The organism is Mycobacterium sp. MAC_080597_8934, from assembly GCF_000523975.1.
Lineage (GTDB): Bacteria > Actinomycetota > Actinomycetes > Mycobacteriales > Mycobacteriaceae > Mycobacterium > Mycobacterium avium.
Genome location: NZ_JAOS01000015.1, coordinates 1 through 15,504, shown reverse-complemented (window position 1 = coordinate 15,504; position 15,504 = coordinate 1). Strand labels below are relative to the sequence as shown.

At 64.4% G+C, this 15,504-nt stretch carries 12 protein-coding genes, 1 tRNA gene and 2 pseudogenes; 1 reads left to right on the top strand and 14 read right to left on the bottom strand.

All coding sequences use genetic code 11. The features are described from left to right. Positions 1–117 precede the first annotated feature (117 nt). Positions 118–194: transfer RNA gene (locus NF20_RS07725), tRNA-Pro, on the top strand. A gap of 37 nt (positions 195–231) precedes the next feature. Here NF20_RS07725 and NF20_RS07720 read toward each other — a convergent pair. The 14 genes and pseudogenes from NF20_RS07720 to NF20_RS07665 all read right to left on the bottom strand — a co-directional run bounded on the left by NF20_RS07720 (position 232) and on the right by NF20_RS07665 (position 15,281). Beyond that, positions 232–1,437 (bottom strand): tyrosine-type recombinase/integrase, encoded by a 1,206-nt coding sequence (locus NF20_RS07720; protein ID WP_033710438.1) that lies wholly within the window; start codon positions 1,435–1,437, stop codon positions 232–234. Beyond that, positions 1,437–1,646, bottom strand: coding sequence for a helix-turn-helix transcriptional regulator (locus tag NF20_RS26140; RefSeq protein ID WP_008257535.1), 210 nt, complete (start codon positions 1,644–1,646; stop codon positions 1,437–1,439). Before NF20_RS26140 ends, NF20_RS07720 begins: the two co-directional genes overlap by 1 nt. Before the next feature lie 206 nt (positions 1,647–1,852). After that, positions 1,853–2,287, bottom strand: a complete 435-nt coding sequence (locus tag NF20_RS07715) for a hypothetical protein (RefSeq protein ID WP_014711852.1) — start codon at positions 2,285–2,287, stop codon at positions 1,853–1,855. A 660-nt stretch (positions 2,288–2,947) separates the two neighbouring features. Continuing rightward, on the bottom strand, positions 2,948–3,091 hold the full coding sequence (locus NF20_RS27615) for a hypothetical protein (protein WP_020822745.1): 144 nt from the start codon (positions 3,089–3,091) through the stop codon (positions 2,948–2,950). A 478-nt stretch (positions 3,092–3,569) separates the two neighbouring features. After that, positions 3,570–4,802 carry an IS256-like element IS1245 family transposase gene (locus tag NF20_RS07710; RefSeq protein WP_011725525.1) on the bottom strand — a complete coding sequence of 411 codons (1,233 nt, stop codon included), beginning with the start codon at positions 4,800–4,802 and terminating at the stop codon, positions 3,570–3,572. 524 nt (positions 4,803–5,326) lie between these two features. Beyond that, positions 5,327–6,177 (bottom strand): annotated as a pseudogene (gene istB, locus NF20_RS07705) (IS21-like element helper ATPase IstB). Beyond that, entirely contained in the window at positions 6,174–7,535 is a 1,362-nt protein-coding gene (locus tag NF20_RS07700; RefSeq protein WP_014711848.1) for a Mu transposase domain-containing protein, read from the bottom strand. Before NF20_RS07700 ends, istB begins: the two are co-directional and overlap by 4 nt. Before the next feature lie 95 nt (positions 7,536–7,630). Continuing rightward, positions 7,631–8,107: pseudogene (locus NF20_RS07695) on the bottom strand (IS3 family transposase); the annotation flags it as partial. Between the two features lie 107 nt (positions 8,108–8,214). Further along, complete coding sequence (gene ltrA / locus NF20_RS07690) at positions 8,215–9,663, bottom strand: group II intron reverse transcriptase/maturase (protein WP_007168383.1); 1,449 nt, start codon at positions 9,661–9,663, stop codon at positions 8,215–8,217. 529 nt (positions 9,664–10,192) lie between these two features. Next, the gene (locus NF20_RS27605) at positions 10,193–10,648 is read right to left on the bottom strand and encodes a transposase (RefSeq protein ID WP_033712904.1); all 456 of its coding nucleotides are present in this window, start codon (positions 10,646–10,648) and stop codon (positions 10,193–10,195) included. Then, positions 10,645–10,953 carry an IS3 family transposase gene (locus NF20_RS27855; RefSeq protein ID WP_033712903.1) on the bottom strand — a complete coding sequence of 103 codons (309 nt, stop codon included), beginning with the start codon at positions 10,951–10,953 and terminating at the stop codon, positions 10,645–10,647. Before NF20_RS27855 ends, NF20_RS27605 begins: the two co-directional genes overlap by 4 nt. An 825-nt stretch (positions 10,954–11,778) precedes the next feature. Then, the gene (locus NF20_RS07675; protein ID WP_014711847.1) at positions 11,779–13,029 is read right to left on the bottom strand and encodes an MFS transporter; all 1,251 of its coding nucleotides are present in this window, start codon (positions 13,027–13,029) and stop codon (positions 11,779–11,781) included. Positions 13,030–13,077: 48 nt separating this feature from the next. Then, positions 13,078–14,472, bottom strand: a complete 1,395-nt coding sequence (locus tag NF20_RS07670) for an MATE family efflux transporter (RefSeq protein WP_232067536.1) — start codon at positions 14,470–14,472, stop codon at positions 13,078–13,080. A gap of 11 nt (positions 14,473–14,483) precedes the next feature. Beyond that, positions 14,484–15,281, bottom strand: a complete 798-nt coding sequence (locus NF20_RS07665) for a hypothetical protein (RefSeq protein ID WP_255343443.1) — start codon at positions 15,279–15,281, stop codon at positions 14,484–14,486. Positions 15,282–15,504 lie beyond the last annotated feature (223 nt).

The following is a 15,504-nucleotide window of genomic DNA, read 5'->3' as shown; positions in this document are numbered from 1 at the left end:
CGCCTGCGTCTGGGCGTGCCGGCATCCTTCACTGGTGACTGACGGGAGGTCGCTTGCCCGGCAGGCCAATCCTTTACGGTAGGCTTTCGACCTGCTGCCGGTGCAACCGCCGGCGCGCGGGCTGTGGCGCAGTTTGGTAGCGCACTTGACTGGGGGTCAAGTGGTCGCAGGTTCAAATCCTGTCAGCCCGACCAGAGGAAATGTGTCCTGATCTGCGGTGACGCGATTAGGTCAGGATGAGATGACGCGGAGTTGGGGACCACTTGGGGACCACAAGTGCCGCTCAAGCAGGTCGCCCGCATTGATGACGGATTGCCGATCGGGGTGCAGATAGCGCTGGGTCGTTGTCAGCGCTCCGTGACCGGCGATCTTGCGGAGGATGTGTAGCGGGACACCGGCATCGGCCATCCACGTCAGTCCCGTATGCCGTAAACCATGGCGCGTGAGCTTTTCGTAGCCGAGCTGGGTGACCACGGCATCCCAAGAGGTGGCGTCGCGCAGCGTGGCTGTGGTGATCCTTCCGCCCCTGGGGCCGATGAAGAGTCGCGCATCGGGGTTGCTTGCGACGACGTCCATCCGTCGCTGGACGAGTTCGCGGACAGCCGGGATCAACGGGACTTCGCGCGCACGTTTGCCCTTAGTGTTCTTGTCCACCAAGCCACCCGGCGATGGGGTGGTCTGACGGCGCACCGTCCATATCCACTCGTGGGTGTTGATGTCGCGCACCAGGCATCCGGCCACTTCGCCGATGCGGGCGGCGGTGCACGCCTCGAAGATGACTGCGTCACCCCAACCCCGATAACGGCCCGCCGACCGGGCGACGAGTGCATCGGCGAGGGTGGTGAGGGCAGTCCAGTTCGGGAGCGCAAGTGCCCGTGGATCGTCGAGTTCGTCCTCGGCGAGCTTGTATTGGCGCTGCCAACCGGAGACTCGAGCCGGATTGCGGTCGATGATGCCGTCTCGCAGCGCTTGTTCCATGATGCGGACGAGCACGGCGAGGCTGTTCTTGACAGTTGATCGACTGCATTCGTCCGCGATCCACGCGTGCACAGCTCGATCCACTGCACCGTTGGTGACCATCGCAATGGGCAGGTGCCCAAGCGTCGGGACAACGCGTTTGCGCCAGCCGGCCAGGTAGGGATCGGTGGTCTTGGACTCAAGCCCACGCAGCGCCAATTCCATGTTCGTGGTGCCGTATTCCGCCAGCGACGTCGTGGCCGTCTTCGGGTCGACCCCGTGCGCCGCGGCGCGTTCCATCCGGGCGGCCCAGTCGACCGCGGCTTCACGCGTTGCAAACGAAGCTGATTTCGAAGCGCGGCTCTTGGTGATCGGGTCGATCCACCGGACCCGAGCGCGGAAGGGAGCAGCTCGGCTGGGGCGCTCCTCGATGTCAACTGATAACGAAACACCAAGTGGAAGTGTCAGTTCTTCGGCCATCACGCGACCTCGCCGGGGTCAACGTGCCGACTGGACAACCATGCCTCGACATCGTTGGAGTTATACATGTACACCCGGTCCGAAACGCGTACGAAGGCCGGGCCTTTGGGCGGATGCGACGTACGCCAGCGTCGAATGGTGGATGCGTCGACGTGGAGCAGCTCGGCAAGTTCGGCTGAGCTGTACCAGTGCCCGTCTAGCAAGGCCATCGTGCTGCGTTCCCTTCCCGCATCGGCCGGCGCGAGCTTTCGGGCGCCAGTGTCGTGCGGTACCTCGTTTCTAAAGGCTAGAGCTGGCGGTGGCGTTACGCGACGGTCGGCCGGGACGAGAATTGGCGCATCTTCCCGCGCTCACCGGTTCGGTCGGCAGTCGTGCGCCGCTGCTCCACTCCGGCTCGGTGTGTGTGGCCGCCGGCTTAGTAGCGACCTTTGCGGGCCGCGCGTTCTGCTGCGCGGCGCTGCTGGCGGCTGAGCATGACGTCGTGCTGGCCAGCTTGGTGCAGTGGGTAAGCGGCGCTCGCCACGACAGACTCCAATTCCGCCACGCGGATTCGCAATCGCCGCAACTCCTCAGACTCACGGCGCAGGCGGGCCAGTTCCTGGTCGCGCTGATCGGCAGCGTCGACGTCATGGCGGAGACGCCTGCGGAGCGTCTCGATCTCGTCGCGGGCCTGCCGGTACGACGGATCCTCCGACAGGACCCGGTGGAGATCTACCGAGGCCGCGAACTGCTCCATCGCGGACCGCAACTCGTCGCCGATGTCGCCCGACGCGTACCGGTGCACAAGGGATTGCAGGAGAATTTTGCATTGGTAGTCCGAGCTAAGAAACAGGCGCGCCAAGGTCTCCATGGAGGGCAGCGGTAGGCGCGCATCAGGGTCGGGACGATGCGCGCGAGGCACCTCGACGACACGCACCGCCGCGCCGGAATCAAGGGCTGCGATGCGCTCCGCGGATGCTCGCCGCCGGCAACGCGCGGAGCACCACACAGGGCGTCGACCCGGCCCCTTATCGGGTACTTCGAAAGACGTACCGCAGCGCGGGCACACCCGTTCCGAAACCGTTCTTGCCTCCAAGACCACTGCGTCAACGCCCCCTACCACGCTGCTCCGGAAAACATCTGGACGAAATGTTATCAATACGAGACCTAAGTGCAAAAGGTGTGATGTTCGGCGCATGGTGAAAATTAGCAGCGCTAACTTTCAGGTAAGTGCACCCGGCCGCACGGGTCATTTGCAGTGCAAAGAGGGTTAGCCGGTTGACGCGCCAGGCAGCGCGGTTGGACGTGAACCGAAATGATCGGGGCGCGGATGACTGAGCCATGGCGCGGTGGCGGTCTCCCTGCGCGCGGCGCTTCTGCGAACCGATGGTCCTCCGTCGTGCGACCTCGAAAACCGCGCGTCGGGTTATCCCGCCACGCTCGAGGGGCGGAGCGGCTCTGGCACGGACACGACACAGGGCACGCGGAGACGAATGGCCTTCTCGCCCTTCGTTTCGGTAGTCGACGAGGTCTACACCGAGAACGTCAATTGCGGGAAGCGCACGTCGAAATGAGTCTGGTCCGCAGTGAGCCAGTCGTCGCTGACGATTCCGTGCACGACTGACAGCGGCACAGGGTCCATCGCAACTAAGGCTCGCGCTAACGCTTGCTCCATCAGCGGCAGACTACCGAGTGGCCTGAGGGTCGAACGCGGGTACCGCGTGTGCCAACACGCGGTCCGCGACACGTGGAAGTCTCAACTCGCGCCCGCCCGGTTTCTTGGCCGGTGAAACGCGAGGTCGGGTGTCACGATGGCCGAGTGGCAGGCGAGCGGCGCGCAGTGGCGGCTGTTCCGAGTTGACGCGCCACCCTGGCGGTGGTCCCGAACAATGGTGGCGGCATGTTGGCGCGAGATGGCGACGGCTGGCTGGCCAGCGGTCGTGATTGGCTCGCGGAGCGGCGCAGAATGCGGAGCGGCTTGAATATCGCCCGGCATGCTGACTAACTGGGGAAGTCGTCGGCCGGCGCAGCGGGGTCCCGAGTGCCTTGCCGACCGTGGGCGATGCGGTGACTCACGGCGGAGACCGGAAGGTCACGTCCCGTGGAGTGGTGTAAGAGCGGTCGCGTGTCCGCGTGTGGCTCTGTGGTAGCCACTATGCCGTGAGAGCGGCTGTGGGGGCAATGGTTTCGGCACTTTGGTCACTGACGTCGAGCAGAGCGAGGCTGGTCTCGGAGAGGTAGCGCTTGTCGGCGACCTGCCATTCGTCGTGGGCCTCAACGAGTACCGAGCCGGCCAGCCGTAACAGCGCGGCGGGGTTGGGGAACACGCCGACGACGTCGGTGCGGCGTTTGATTTCCTTGTTCAATCGCTCCAGTGGGTTGGTTGACCAGATCTTTTTCCAGTGGGCCACCGGGAAGTCGGCGAAGGCGGTGATGTCGGCGGCGGCCTCGCGCAACATGGTTTCGACCTTGGGGAACTGGCGGCCGAGCATGCCGGCGATGGTGTCGAGTTGTTCGCGCACGTGCTCGGCGTCTGGCTGGGCGAAGACGGTGCGGATCGCGGCGGCGACCATCTCTGCGGAGCCCTTGGGCACTTGGGCGAGCACGTTGCGCAGGAAGTGCACTCGACACCGCTGCCAGGCGGCCCCGATCAGCACGGCGTCAATGGCACTGCGCAGTCCGGCATGGGCATCGGAGATGACCAGTTGGACTCCGGCCAGACCGCGGGATTTCAACGACCGCAAAAACGCGGTCCAGAACGCCCCGTCCTCGGAGTCTCCGACCTCAAAGCCCAGTACCTCGCGGCGCCCGTCAGCGGCCACCCCGGTGGCGATGACCACCGCCTGCGACACCACCCGATGATTCACCCGGGCCTTGCAGTAGGTGGCGTCGAGGAAGACATACGGAAAGCGCTGATCACCCAACGGCCGGTCCCGGAAGGCCGCGACCTCGGTGTCGAGGTCTTTGCAGATCCGGCTGACCTCGCTTTTGGAGATCCCGGTATCGGTACCCAGTGCCTTGACCAGATCGTCGACCTTGCGGGTGGAGGTGCCGTGCAGGTAGGCCTCCATCACCACCGCGAACAAGCACTGATCGACCCGGCGACGCCGCTCCAACAACGCCGGGAAAAATGACCCGGTGCGCAGCTTGGGAATCCGCAGTTCCAGGTCCCCTGCGACCGTGGACAGCGTGCGCGGACGCGAGCCGTTGCGCTGATTGGAGCGGGTCTCGGTGCGCTCATGGGGAGAAGCCCCGATGAACGCGGTCAACTCCGCGTCGATCAAGGCTTGGTAGATCGTTTCGGCGGCTTGAGTGATCCGCTCACCGGCATCGGCGGTGCGCAGTGCGTCGAGCACCTCCAGCAAGGCAGACTGGTCCAGGGCCATCGCGATGTTCCTCTCGGTAGTGATTCTTGGTCGTTTCACCACAGAGACTCACGCGATGGCCCTCTTACGTCAGGGACCGACACGCCGCCATCACTTACACCACTCCCCGGGACGCTCCCGACCGGAATTGCCGGGGCGCGCCCCCGGATGTTGAAGTCGTCGGTGAATGTCGTTTCCGGTTCTGAAAACGCTGCCGGATCAATGGCTCACTGAATCTCGCGCACGTACGTTTCGGCTTGGTTGGCACTCCACCGGTTGCGGGTGTAGTCCCAGATCTGCTCCAGGGCGGACTGGGTAGCAGGGGACACCAGGCGCTTATTTCATTGGCTTGACGCGATGTCCTGGGCTCATTTCACTGGCTCGGCGCGATGTCCTGGCAACCAGGCAGACATACCGTCTTGCACTCCGCGGTCTGTCTCTTCCCCTAGGGCTGGGCTGCCCGGAGGAGCAGTGTCTCGACAGTGACGGCGCTCATCGAAAATCCCCGGCTGTGCTCGCCGAAAATCCTCACCTGTGAGCAGCGGTCAGTGTAGTTGTTGGCGGGTGCCGGTGGTGGTTCGGCGCAGGGTTTCCGCGGCGGCGTGGTGGTCGCGGAGGCGGTAGGACTCGCCGTCGAGGTTGATGACCACGGAGCGGTGCAGTAGGCGGTCGAGCATGGCGGCGGCCACGGTGGTGTCGCCGAGGATGTCACCCCATGCACCCACCCCGCGGTTGGTGGTGATCACGATGCTGGTCTTCAAATAGCGTTGGGAGACAACCTGAAACAATGCCGAAGCGGCTTCGGCGGGCAACGGAAGGTAGCCGAGTTCATCGATCACCAGAAGGGTCGGGCCGGCGAAGAAGCGCATGGTGGTGGCCCAGCGTCCCTCGATCGCGGCGCGGTGGCAGCGGGCGGCCAGATCGGCGGCGGTGGTGAAGTACGTCCGGTATCCGGCATGGGCTGCGGCCCTTGCCAACCCGACGGATAGGTGCGTCTTGCCGGTCCCGGGCGGGCCGATGAGCAGGATGTTGGTCGCCGATTCCAGGTAGCGGCAGGTGCCCAGCTCGTCGATCAGCTTGCGGTCGATCCCGGCGGCGGCATCGACATCGAAATCGGCCAGGGTGGCCGGGTGGGTATGCAGGCGAACCGCAGCCGCCCGGCCAGTCGGCGGGCGGTGGAAGCCTCGACCTCGACGGCCAGCAGCCGCTCCAAGGCAACGGTCAGCGACAGCCCCTCAGCGGTGGCCTGGTCGAGCACCGCCGGTAGGGCTTCGGCGGCCGCGGCCAGTTTGAGCTCGGCCAGATGCGAACGCAACTGCTGATAGCGGCTCGCCGCCGCCGACGGCGATTCCTCGGTCGTGGTGGTGGGCTTTCCGGTGCGCGGGGTGGGGGTCATTGGATGGTCCTGTTCTGGGCGGCCCGCTCGTAGGCGGAAAGATCGATGACGGTGGAATCGGTTGACGGAGTCGACGTTTCAATTGCGGTGGTGGATGGCTGCTTGAGTGCAAGCAGTTGCGCGGCAGCGGCTTTGGCAGCCGGTCCGGGTGGGATGCCTTCCTTGCGGCGGTGCGGGCGCCCGGTGGTCGCGGTGGCCATTGCCACGGCGTCCAGGGCGATGACATGGCCGCTGTCACGCACCATCACTCCGAGCCCGTCGGCGGCCAGTCGGTGTCGGGCGATCACGATCCCGCTCATGGTGGCGATGTCGCAGAACTGCCCGCCGACGGGATGAGACACCACCACGTTGGCGGCGGCCAACTCCGGGGGCACCGAGTAGCGGTTACCGCGGTAGGACACCATCGCTTGGCGCGAGGCGGTGCGTGCCTCGGCCACGATCACCGGATACGCCTGCGCCGCCACCGGTTGTAGTGGCTCCGTTTCGGCCACCACGGCGACCGAGGAGCGGCCATCAGCGGTGGCCCGCAGCCGGGTATCGCCGCGGACCCGGGCGAAGCGATCCAGGCTCGCTTGCGCCGCCTCGACGGTCACCTCGTCGGCCAGGGTGCGCCACCAGCGTTGCGCAGCGGTGTGATTGACCTTTTCCACCACGCCCTTGCGGTTGCCGCGCCGGGGCGGGCAGATCGCCACCGACACGCCATAGTGCTTGGCCACCCCGGTGAAGGAGGCGGTCACCCGGCCGCTACCGGGGTCGCAGACCGTGGCCATCCGGTCGAAGCGCCACACCCGGGTACAACCTCCCAGGCCGCGGGTCACGCGGTCCAGGCCGGCGACCAGATGCGGCTGGTCCTCGCTCGGCGCCAAATAACCGCGCCACTTGCCCGAGTGCGACAGCGAGCCGACCAGCAGGTGCGCAGTCTTGCCCCAGCCCCACGATTGCGGTGGGTCGGGCAATTCCAGCCAATCCCATTGGGTTTCATCACCCGGTGCATGTGGGATAACCGCGTTTGGGCGCTGCGTGGCGGTCCGGCACGCCTCACACACCGGCCGCAGATCGCGGGTTCGGATGTTGCGGGTCAGGCTCTGATACGACAGGGCGAACCCAAGGTTCTCGAGTTCGTCGTAGAGGGTGCGGGCCCACAGGTGCGGGTCCTCGGTCAGCCGCGCGGTGACGTAGTCGACGAACGGCTCGAACGGATCCGGGTCGGGCCGGGCCCGCACCCCGGGCTTGCCGTCGCCGGCCAGGTACTTGCGGACCGTCTTACGGTCAAAGCCGGTGTGGCGGGCGATCGCCGAGATCGTCCAACCACGTTTGCGTAGGGCATGTACTTCCACATCGTCCTCCCATGTGAGCATGAGAAAGCGGGCCTCCTTCGATGGAGCAACTGGCGTCAGACACCAGAAGCTTCGAAGGAGGCCGGGTCTGCTGCACGATCAGGTGACAGTTTCGGTCACGCGGCCTGACTGGCCGGTGTGGTCATGATTGCTTCGAATTCGATCGGGGTCAACCGCCCGAGGCCGGACTGGCGGCGGCGCCGGTGGTAGGTGCGCTCGATCCAGGTGACGATCGCGATGCGGAGTTGTTCTCGGGTGTCCCAGCGGCGGCGGTCGAGCACGTTCTTCTGCAGCAGGCTAAAGAAGCTCTCGATGGCGGCGTTGTCGCCGGCGGCTCCGACACGGCCCATAGAGCCGACCATCTCGTGTTGATTCAAGGCGTGTACGAATTTCCTTGACCGGAACTGAGATCCGCGATCCGAGTGCAGAATGCACCCCGCGACATCTCCGCGTCGGGCTACCGCGCTGTGTAGTGCCCGGATGGCCAGTTGTGACTTCATTCGGGAGTCGATGCTGTAGCCGACGATCCGGTTGGAGAACACGTCCTTAATCGCACAGAGGTAGAGCTTGCCCTCACCGGTGCGGTGCTCAGTGTAGGGGTCGGACCGGGGCGCGGTGTCGGCATTTCTACCGATCCGTTTCCCCGGCCCGCCCTCCGAACCCGCCGAGCGAATTTCTCCGCAACGGGCTCTCCACGGATTCAGGCCACTGGTGCAGTGATGTCCGTCGGCCTCGCTGTCCAAGGGGTGATGATTTTCGTGCCCCGGTAGCGGTATCGGGTGACCTCTACCTTCTGCGGCCGAAACATCGCCGTCTTGCCTTCGCGGATTTGCCAATTGGGCAGGAACCGTCGATGGAAGACGCCCCACGCCAGCCCGTGGTGCCGTTTGCGCATCCAAGTCACCACCCGCCACCATGTGAAGTGGTCGAGGTAGTCGAAGGTGCGTTTGGACACCCCGTGCTGGAAGTAATTGCACCATCCCCGCAGGACGGGGTTGAGTTGGCGCAGCAGATCAGCGAGCGTTCGATGTTTGTGTCGCCGCGTCAGATTCCTGACTTTGTCGGTGATGGACATAAGTGCCTTCTTCGACGGCCAGGTGTAGACGTAGTGCTTGGTCGTGCCCCTTTTGATCTGCCGTTGGATGCGGAAGCCGAGGAACTCGAACCCCTCGTCGACGTGGCAGATCCTGCTCTTCTCGACCGACAGGCGCAGGCCCATCGGCGCGAGCACTGCTGCGATCTCGTCCCAAAGCGCTTCGGCATCAGCGCGAGTGCCGTGGACCATGACACAGAAATCGTCTGCGTAGCGGACGATTTTCATGGTCGGAACTCCGGCGCGTCGATGCTTGGCACGTGTCCATTCCGGGCCGAGCGCCTTCCACTTCGCGGCGAAGTGCTCGTCGAGAACGGACAGGGCGACATTGCTGAGCAGTGGTGAGAGGATTCCGCCTTGCGGAGTGCCGGTGATGGTGTCCCGGTAGCCGAGATCTTTCGAGAGAATCCCGGCTTTGAGGAACGACTTCACCAGGGCCAGAACGCGTTTGTCCCCGACACGTCGCCGCACCCGGCCCATAAGGGCCGAATGCGAGATTTCATCGAAGCACGCCGTGATGTCTCCCTCGAAAACCCAGTGATAGGCCCGTGAGCCGCTGGCGAGGTGATGGATCTCAGCGATGGCGTCCTGGGCTCGCCTGCCCGGCCGGAACCCATATGCGCACGGATGAAAGTCCGCCTCGAAAATGGGCTCCAGCACCAGCTTCAGCGAAGCTTGCACGACCCGGTCGGCGACGGTCGCGATACCCAGGCGGCGGAGCTTGCCGTTCGCCTTCGGGATCATCACCTCCCGCACCGGATCCGGCCGGAATATCCGCTCCTTGAGTTCCTCGCGGAGCCGCTGAAGCAGTCCGACCGCCTCTGCCGCACCGACAGACCGCGGTGCGGTCCCATCGGCACCGGCTGAGCGCGCACCCTTGTTCGTCCGCACCCGCTCCCACGCGAGGGTGAGGAATGCGGGGTCATAAACGAGGTTGTACAAATCATCGAAACAGCGGTCGCTTTCATCAACCGCCCAATGGTGCAGTTTGCGTTGCATCCTGCGTACCCGCAGCTCGGCCGTGTCCGGGTCGGGCCACAAAGCACTCGTATTCACAAGTGACCTCCACAGTCTGCGTACTCGCCGCGAACCCGCTGGAGCCCTTTGCCATGCGACCGGCTTTCCCGGCCTCGGACTACTACGGCTCCTCCGCCCCACCACACCGGCATCAGCCGACGACTGCCTACCCCTCCAGCCCGGCTGGCTGCCGGATCTGACCGGGGACCGGCGCGGTGGTTCCCGTGTTCACTGTCAACCGTTTGACGGGTGAGGTGTCCAGCTATGCCCCTGCGACCTCGTCACGGCTACGCCGCAGTCCTTCACCGTGACCTCCCGAACCGGCGACATCAACCGGCCCACGAGTTCCCCGCCCTCAGGGCGGGTGCGCGTCGCTGCCCAGCCCGCATCCGCCAGGTTGGAGCTGGTGGTCTTCTCTTAAGAGGCGTTCAGCCGCTGGTTCCTCGCGTACACCTTCCCGTCTCGCTAGCCGGACCCGACCCGTCTGGCAGTACCAGGCCGTCCCGGCGTTGTCGGGGCTGCTTCCCACCCTCACCAAAGTCTCTTTAGATCAGGCTGCCCCCAGCTTCTACCGGGCCACTGCGATGGCTCGGCGACGGTGGTCTCTCACCTCCGTTCGGTTGAACAGCGCCTCACGGCGCTCGATGTCACTGAGCCACAACTGATTTGGCCCTTCAGCGGTGAAGTCACGCTCGACAAGATCGTCGTGCACCGGCGGCCCGACTTTGCCGTTCTTGCCGCGTTTCTTACCAAACACGCTCCACAGTCGATTCTGCGAGCAGATCCGCCATGCGGTGCGCTCGGCCATCGGCTCGCCGGCATCGCGCGCCTCCTCCACGAGGTAGCGGTAGCCGAACTCCGGATCGTCTGCGTGCGCGTCGAACAGCGCATTGGCGCGGTAGGCCTCGATGAGTTCGGCCTCGGTGATGGGGTCGGCCAGCCAGCGGTAATACGGTTGGCGGGAGAGCTTGAGTACCCGGCACGTCACCGCGACGGGGATCCCGTCGGCGGCGAGCTCTTTCACGAGCGGGTAGACCCTTTTCCCGGCAGATTGGCCTGCGATAAATACGCTGCGGCCCGGCGCAGCACCTCGTTCTCTTGCTCTAGCAGTTTGATCCGCCGTCGGGCTTCGCGCAGCTCACCGGACTCGCTGGCGCTCTTGCCGGGCTTGGTGCCTTCGTCGATGTCGGCCTGACGGAGCCATTTCTGCAGCGTCATCGGGTGCACTCCGAAATCGGTGGCGATCTGCTCGATCGTTACACCGTCATCGCGGTTGCGAGCGACCCGGACGACGTCGTCGCGGAACTCGCGGGGGTAGGGCCTTGCCATGGGGACATCCTTCCAGCCCGCCCATGCTGGGCAAGCCAACTCAGATGTCACCTATTCGTGCAGCAGACCCGCCCGCCCTTCTCGGCGGAGCCACACGGGTGGGGAATTTCGATGAGCATCAGTGGGGAATTTCAGTGAGCGCGGTCAACAGCTACAGCTGAGTGTGCCGAACGGATTCGGGTCAGCACTGGTCGGTGGGGCTTGTCCGACGGAGGCGACAGCGATTGCAGCGCTAACCAGTATCCTGATGATCACCTGGGTTACCCCTCATCTACCGGTGATTTGTCATCGCATCTGCGACTCGATGCGACCCGCAGGCCGTCGAGCTATACGCAGGCCATCATCTGTAGCCAGCGGATACAGTGGCATCGGATAGACGTCTCTCGGTGTGATCTACACCACCCCCGTAGGGTACCTCCGGTCAATCCACGGCTTCACGCGCCAGGTATAAAGGCGCGCCGTCATTAGGTCTGCGCGCGGGCCGTGTGACCCGCCACGGGCCGCCCCTGGTGTTCCCGATAGGCCCCAGTCAGTTCCGATCTCGTGCCGGATTGGCACTGCGAGGTGGTGAGCCATGATCAGTGCCCGTCGTTCGCCTTCGCCGGCCCGCCAATGCATATCGTCTAAGCCGGAAAGCTTCCGCTGTGGGTGCCCCGGGAGGTCGGGTAGCCATCACCGCCGCTTTCGTCGGGGTGCCAACGCACCGACTTGAGCTGGTGTGGCCTCGCTGGAGGTAAGGATCGCGTGGGGGACATGATCGCTTACGCATCGCCCTGACTGTATGTAGGCGCCGAACCGTGCTGCGGCCCACCAACAGCCGGCCGCTCAGGTGGGCAAAACGTCAGAGTGGGCGGGCTGCAGGCGGTGGGTCCGGTCCAGGCGGTGTAAGGCCACAGCGGCGACGATTCCGACGAGAACCATTCCTGCCCATGCCAGTTCGCCCAGGCCCATTTGTCGTGCGGAACCCATGACCGCGCCCGTGGCCAAATTACCGACGAGGATTCCGGCCCCGATGATGGTGTTGTACAAGCCGTAATGGGTGGCGACCAGTCGGCCGCCCAGCGAGACCACAATGTCCATCTCGAACGGGAAGACGGCGGCCGAGCCGATGGCCAGCAGGCCCGCAGACATCAGAAGCGCCGCGATCGCCGGAAGAGCACCGAAGCGTTCGCGGTCTGGGACGACGATCAACGGCAGGAACGACGCTGCCATTATGGTCAGGCCCACGGCCAAACTGCGTCTGGTTCCCCACCTCTCGGCGAACCAGCGGGTGATGCGTAATTGTCCACCAACCGCGGTGAGCCCTGAAACGGCGAAAAGTGCTGCGACTAGTAATGAATGAGATCCTGGCGCCAGCATCGACGCCTGCAACGGCAGTGCGAGATTGATCTGAAACGAGAGCACATAGGAACCGGTCATCGCCGCGGCGAACAACAGGAAAGAGCGGTTAGCGACGACGACCCGCCAATCTTGCAGTATCGAGGTCTTCTCCGGCGCTGGGTCGGCGCGGCAGCGAGGCAACGCCAGTAGTTGCACGACTGTGAGCACGGCGAAGACGACTGCCGCGCCGGCCGCGGCGACCCGAAAGTCCATGGCCATCAGGGCAAGTCCAACAATTGGGCCAAGCAAGATGCCGGCGTGATTGAAAATGTTGAACATCGCGAACGCCTCGACACGGCGGACGCCGACGTCGGCGGCCAGATACGCGCGGATCGCTGGGTTGAACAATGCACCGGCGAAACCGGTGGCTGCGGCGGCGATCGACACGACGGGCAAGGACTGGCCCGTCACCAGTAGTGCGAACCCACCGGTGCGCAGTAGACATCCGGCCACGATCAGCCACTTGTAGCCCAGCCGATCGGCAAGGGTGCCTCCCACGATGAACATGCCGAGCTCAGAGAAATCCCTGGTACCCAGGACCAGCCCGACAGCCCACGCCGCCAGCGCGAGCGGGCCGGCCAGGTAGCCGGCCAGATAGGGCATCAGCATGTAGAAACCGACGTTGATGCCGAACTGATTGATCAGCAGAATCCGGCTGGCCGTGTCGAACCCGCGAAACCGCGCCACAAAACCCACTGACCGCACCCTATACGTCAACTCCCGCTATCAAAACGCAGACGCCGGTCAGACTGCTTGAGGCAGATCCTTGCGGAACCGTCGCAGCAGCAGCGCCGCCGTCGCGGCGAAGCCGGTGCTGAGCCCGATCCACACTCCGGCCCCATGCAATTGCGCCGGGAATGTCAGGAGCAACATAGCGGGCAGGCCAACCAACCAGTACCCGATCGTGGTTGCTCGCAAGCCGGCTTTGGTGTTGCCGATGCCCCGCAGGAGTCCCACGGCGATGTTTTGGGTGAAGTCCACGATTTGCTGGATTATCGCGAAGAAGAGGAAGAATTTGGCGATCACAATAGTGGCCGAATCGGCGGGGTCTAAAAATGGCCGTAAAACCCAGTAGGGGGCTACCACGTAGAGCAGTCCGAGTGTCACCGTGCTAATTACCCCCAGGAGAAGCGCGACGACCGCTATCTGCTCGGCCTGCCCTTTATCACCTTTGCCGGTCGCACGGCTGATGAGGATGGATGATCCGTGTGATAAGCCGATGCTGATTTGGAAGGCGATGCGGGTCAGCTGAGTCACCACATTGTGCGCAGCCAACACGATGGGGCCGAAGGTTCCCATCACCACGGCGGCCAGCGACGTGATCCCCGCCTCCGAGCCGTACGTCAATGAAATAGGGACTCCCAACCGCAGGATGTGGCGGGCCATTTCAGCGTCGGCATTCCAGCCGTCGATCGACAGCAGCGGGGCGAGGTGATTGTCACGGCGCAGGATGAAATAGAAGGCCGCAACGGTGAGTACCTGCACCAGCGTCGTTGCCAGTCCGATGCCTGCCAAGCCCAGCCGGGGGAGGCCCAGCAGTCCGTAGATGAACACCAAGTCCAGCGCCGCGTTCAGTGCGATGGAGGCGATGCTGACCGCCAACAGGGGACCGGGGCGGCGCATACCAACGGAGAACTGCCGCAACACATTCAGCCACACCATCGGGACAAGCCCTGGAGCTAAGGCAATCATCATGGGTCGCGCGAGGGCCAGCACGTCTTTGTCCACCCCGAAGACGGGCAATACATAGCCCAAGGCGATCAGTGCGGCGCCGAGAAGGACAGCCGTCATGGTGGCCACCAAGAAGGCGGATCGGTTGATCTGGCGGATCTCCGTGTGCGCCTTGGTGTCTGGGCGGTCGCTTCCGGAACGTGCCTCCCCTTGAGCGGCTGCAGTGGCGACCAGATTTCCCACCGCGGTGACTACACCGACGCACATGGTGCGCATCAGGTTGTACAGGATCGCGGCAAGCCCACCGGCGGCGATGGCTTGCACTCCGATGAGGCCCATCATGGCCAAATCGGTGGTGGTCAACGCAACTTGGGCGAATTGCACACCCGCGATGGGTGCGGCCAAAGCGGTGAGCTGCCGGCCGGTGCGCATCAGGGGAGCAAGCCGCACCCGGCGGTTTTCACCCACGGGCGCCCGGCTCACCAGCGATCGCCATTCTGGTCGGGGCGCCAGCGAAACCGGCCCTCGTCGTCGCAAGTCACCTCGAGTTTCGGCGGCAAGGGGAGTCCATGGAACTCGGATTCGTTCTTGTCCATCTGGTAGCCAGCGGTGTTGGGGTAGATCAGCAGGTCACCATAACGCGGCTGCCGCGGTAGCTCCACTTTTCGCCAGGTCAGCATGTCATAGTCCAGGCAGCTAGCCCCGCCGACGCAGCATCGGACCGGGCCTGTCGACTGCAGCTCGTCCGAGCTTTCTTGCGGCCACAGCGTCGGATCCGGGAGGAACTCGCTGGATTTCCACTGCTCCGACAAGCTCATGCTCAGCCCGAGAACGGTGATGATCCCGTAGTCGCCGCGCCGCTTGAATCCCTGCACGGGAAAAACGGTGAATCCTGCCCCGTTGAGCAACGCGCGGCCGGGCTCGAGCAGGAGCTTGGTTCCCGTCGTGGCGAATCGGTCGCCGACGGTGCCTTGGCCGCCGGCGTCCTCGCTGGAGAGGATTGCGGCCAACATGTCGGCCCCGGTCGGCTCCTGATGATAGGGGTAGAAGTGGGTGAACGTTTTGCCGGCGTGAAAGTCGCTTTCGGTGCTGTCGCGCAAGAACCGATCCCACGTCTCGGCGTCGAGGTAGCTCACTGCGAATCCGCCGCCGATAGAAATGGACGTTGCCGCCAGCCCTTGCGCACGTGCCTCAACGACACGATCAACCAGCTGGGCCGCCAGCTGCGCACGTGGCGCGACCTCGTATCCGTTGAGGTGAAACGAGAATCCTTCCATTGACACACGCGACCGCTGCTGGGCGCATTGTTGTAGCGCGGCATCCAATTCGGTGGGGTTTAGACCAAATCTGCTGTGCGGGTTCACCTCTGGAAGCACCGCAACATGATCCGGACGCTCTCGCCGCGATGGGCCAGCGCGATAACCCTGTCGAGCTCGTCGAGGGCGTCCACTGCGATCAAGCAACCGTGGCGGGCGGCTAGCCAGAGCAGATGTTCGCTTT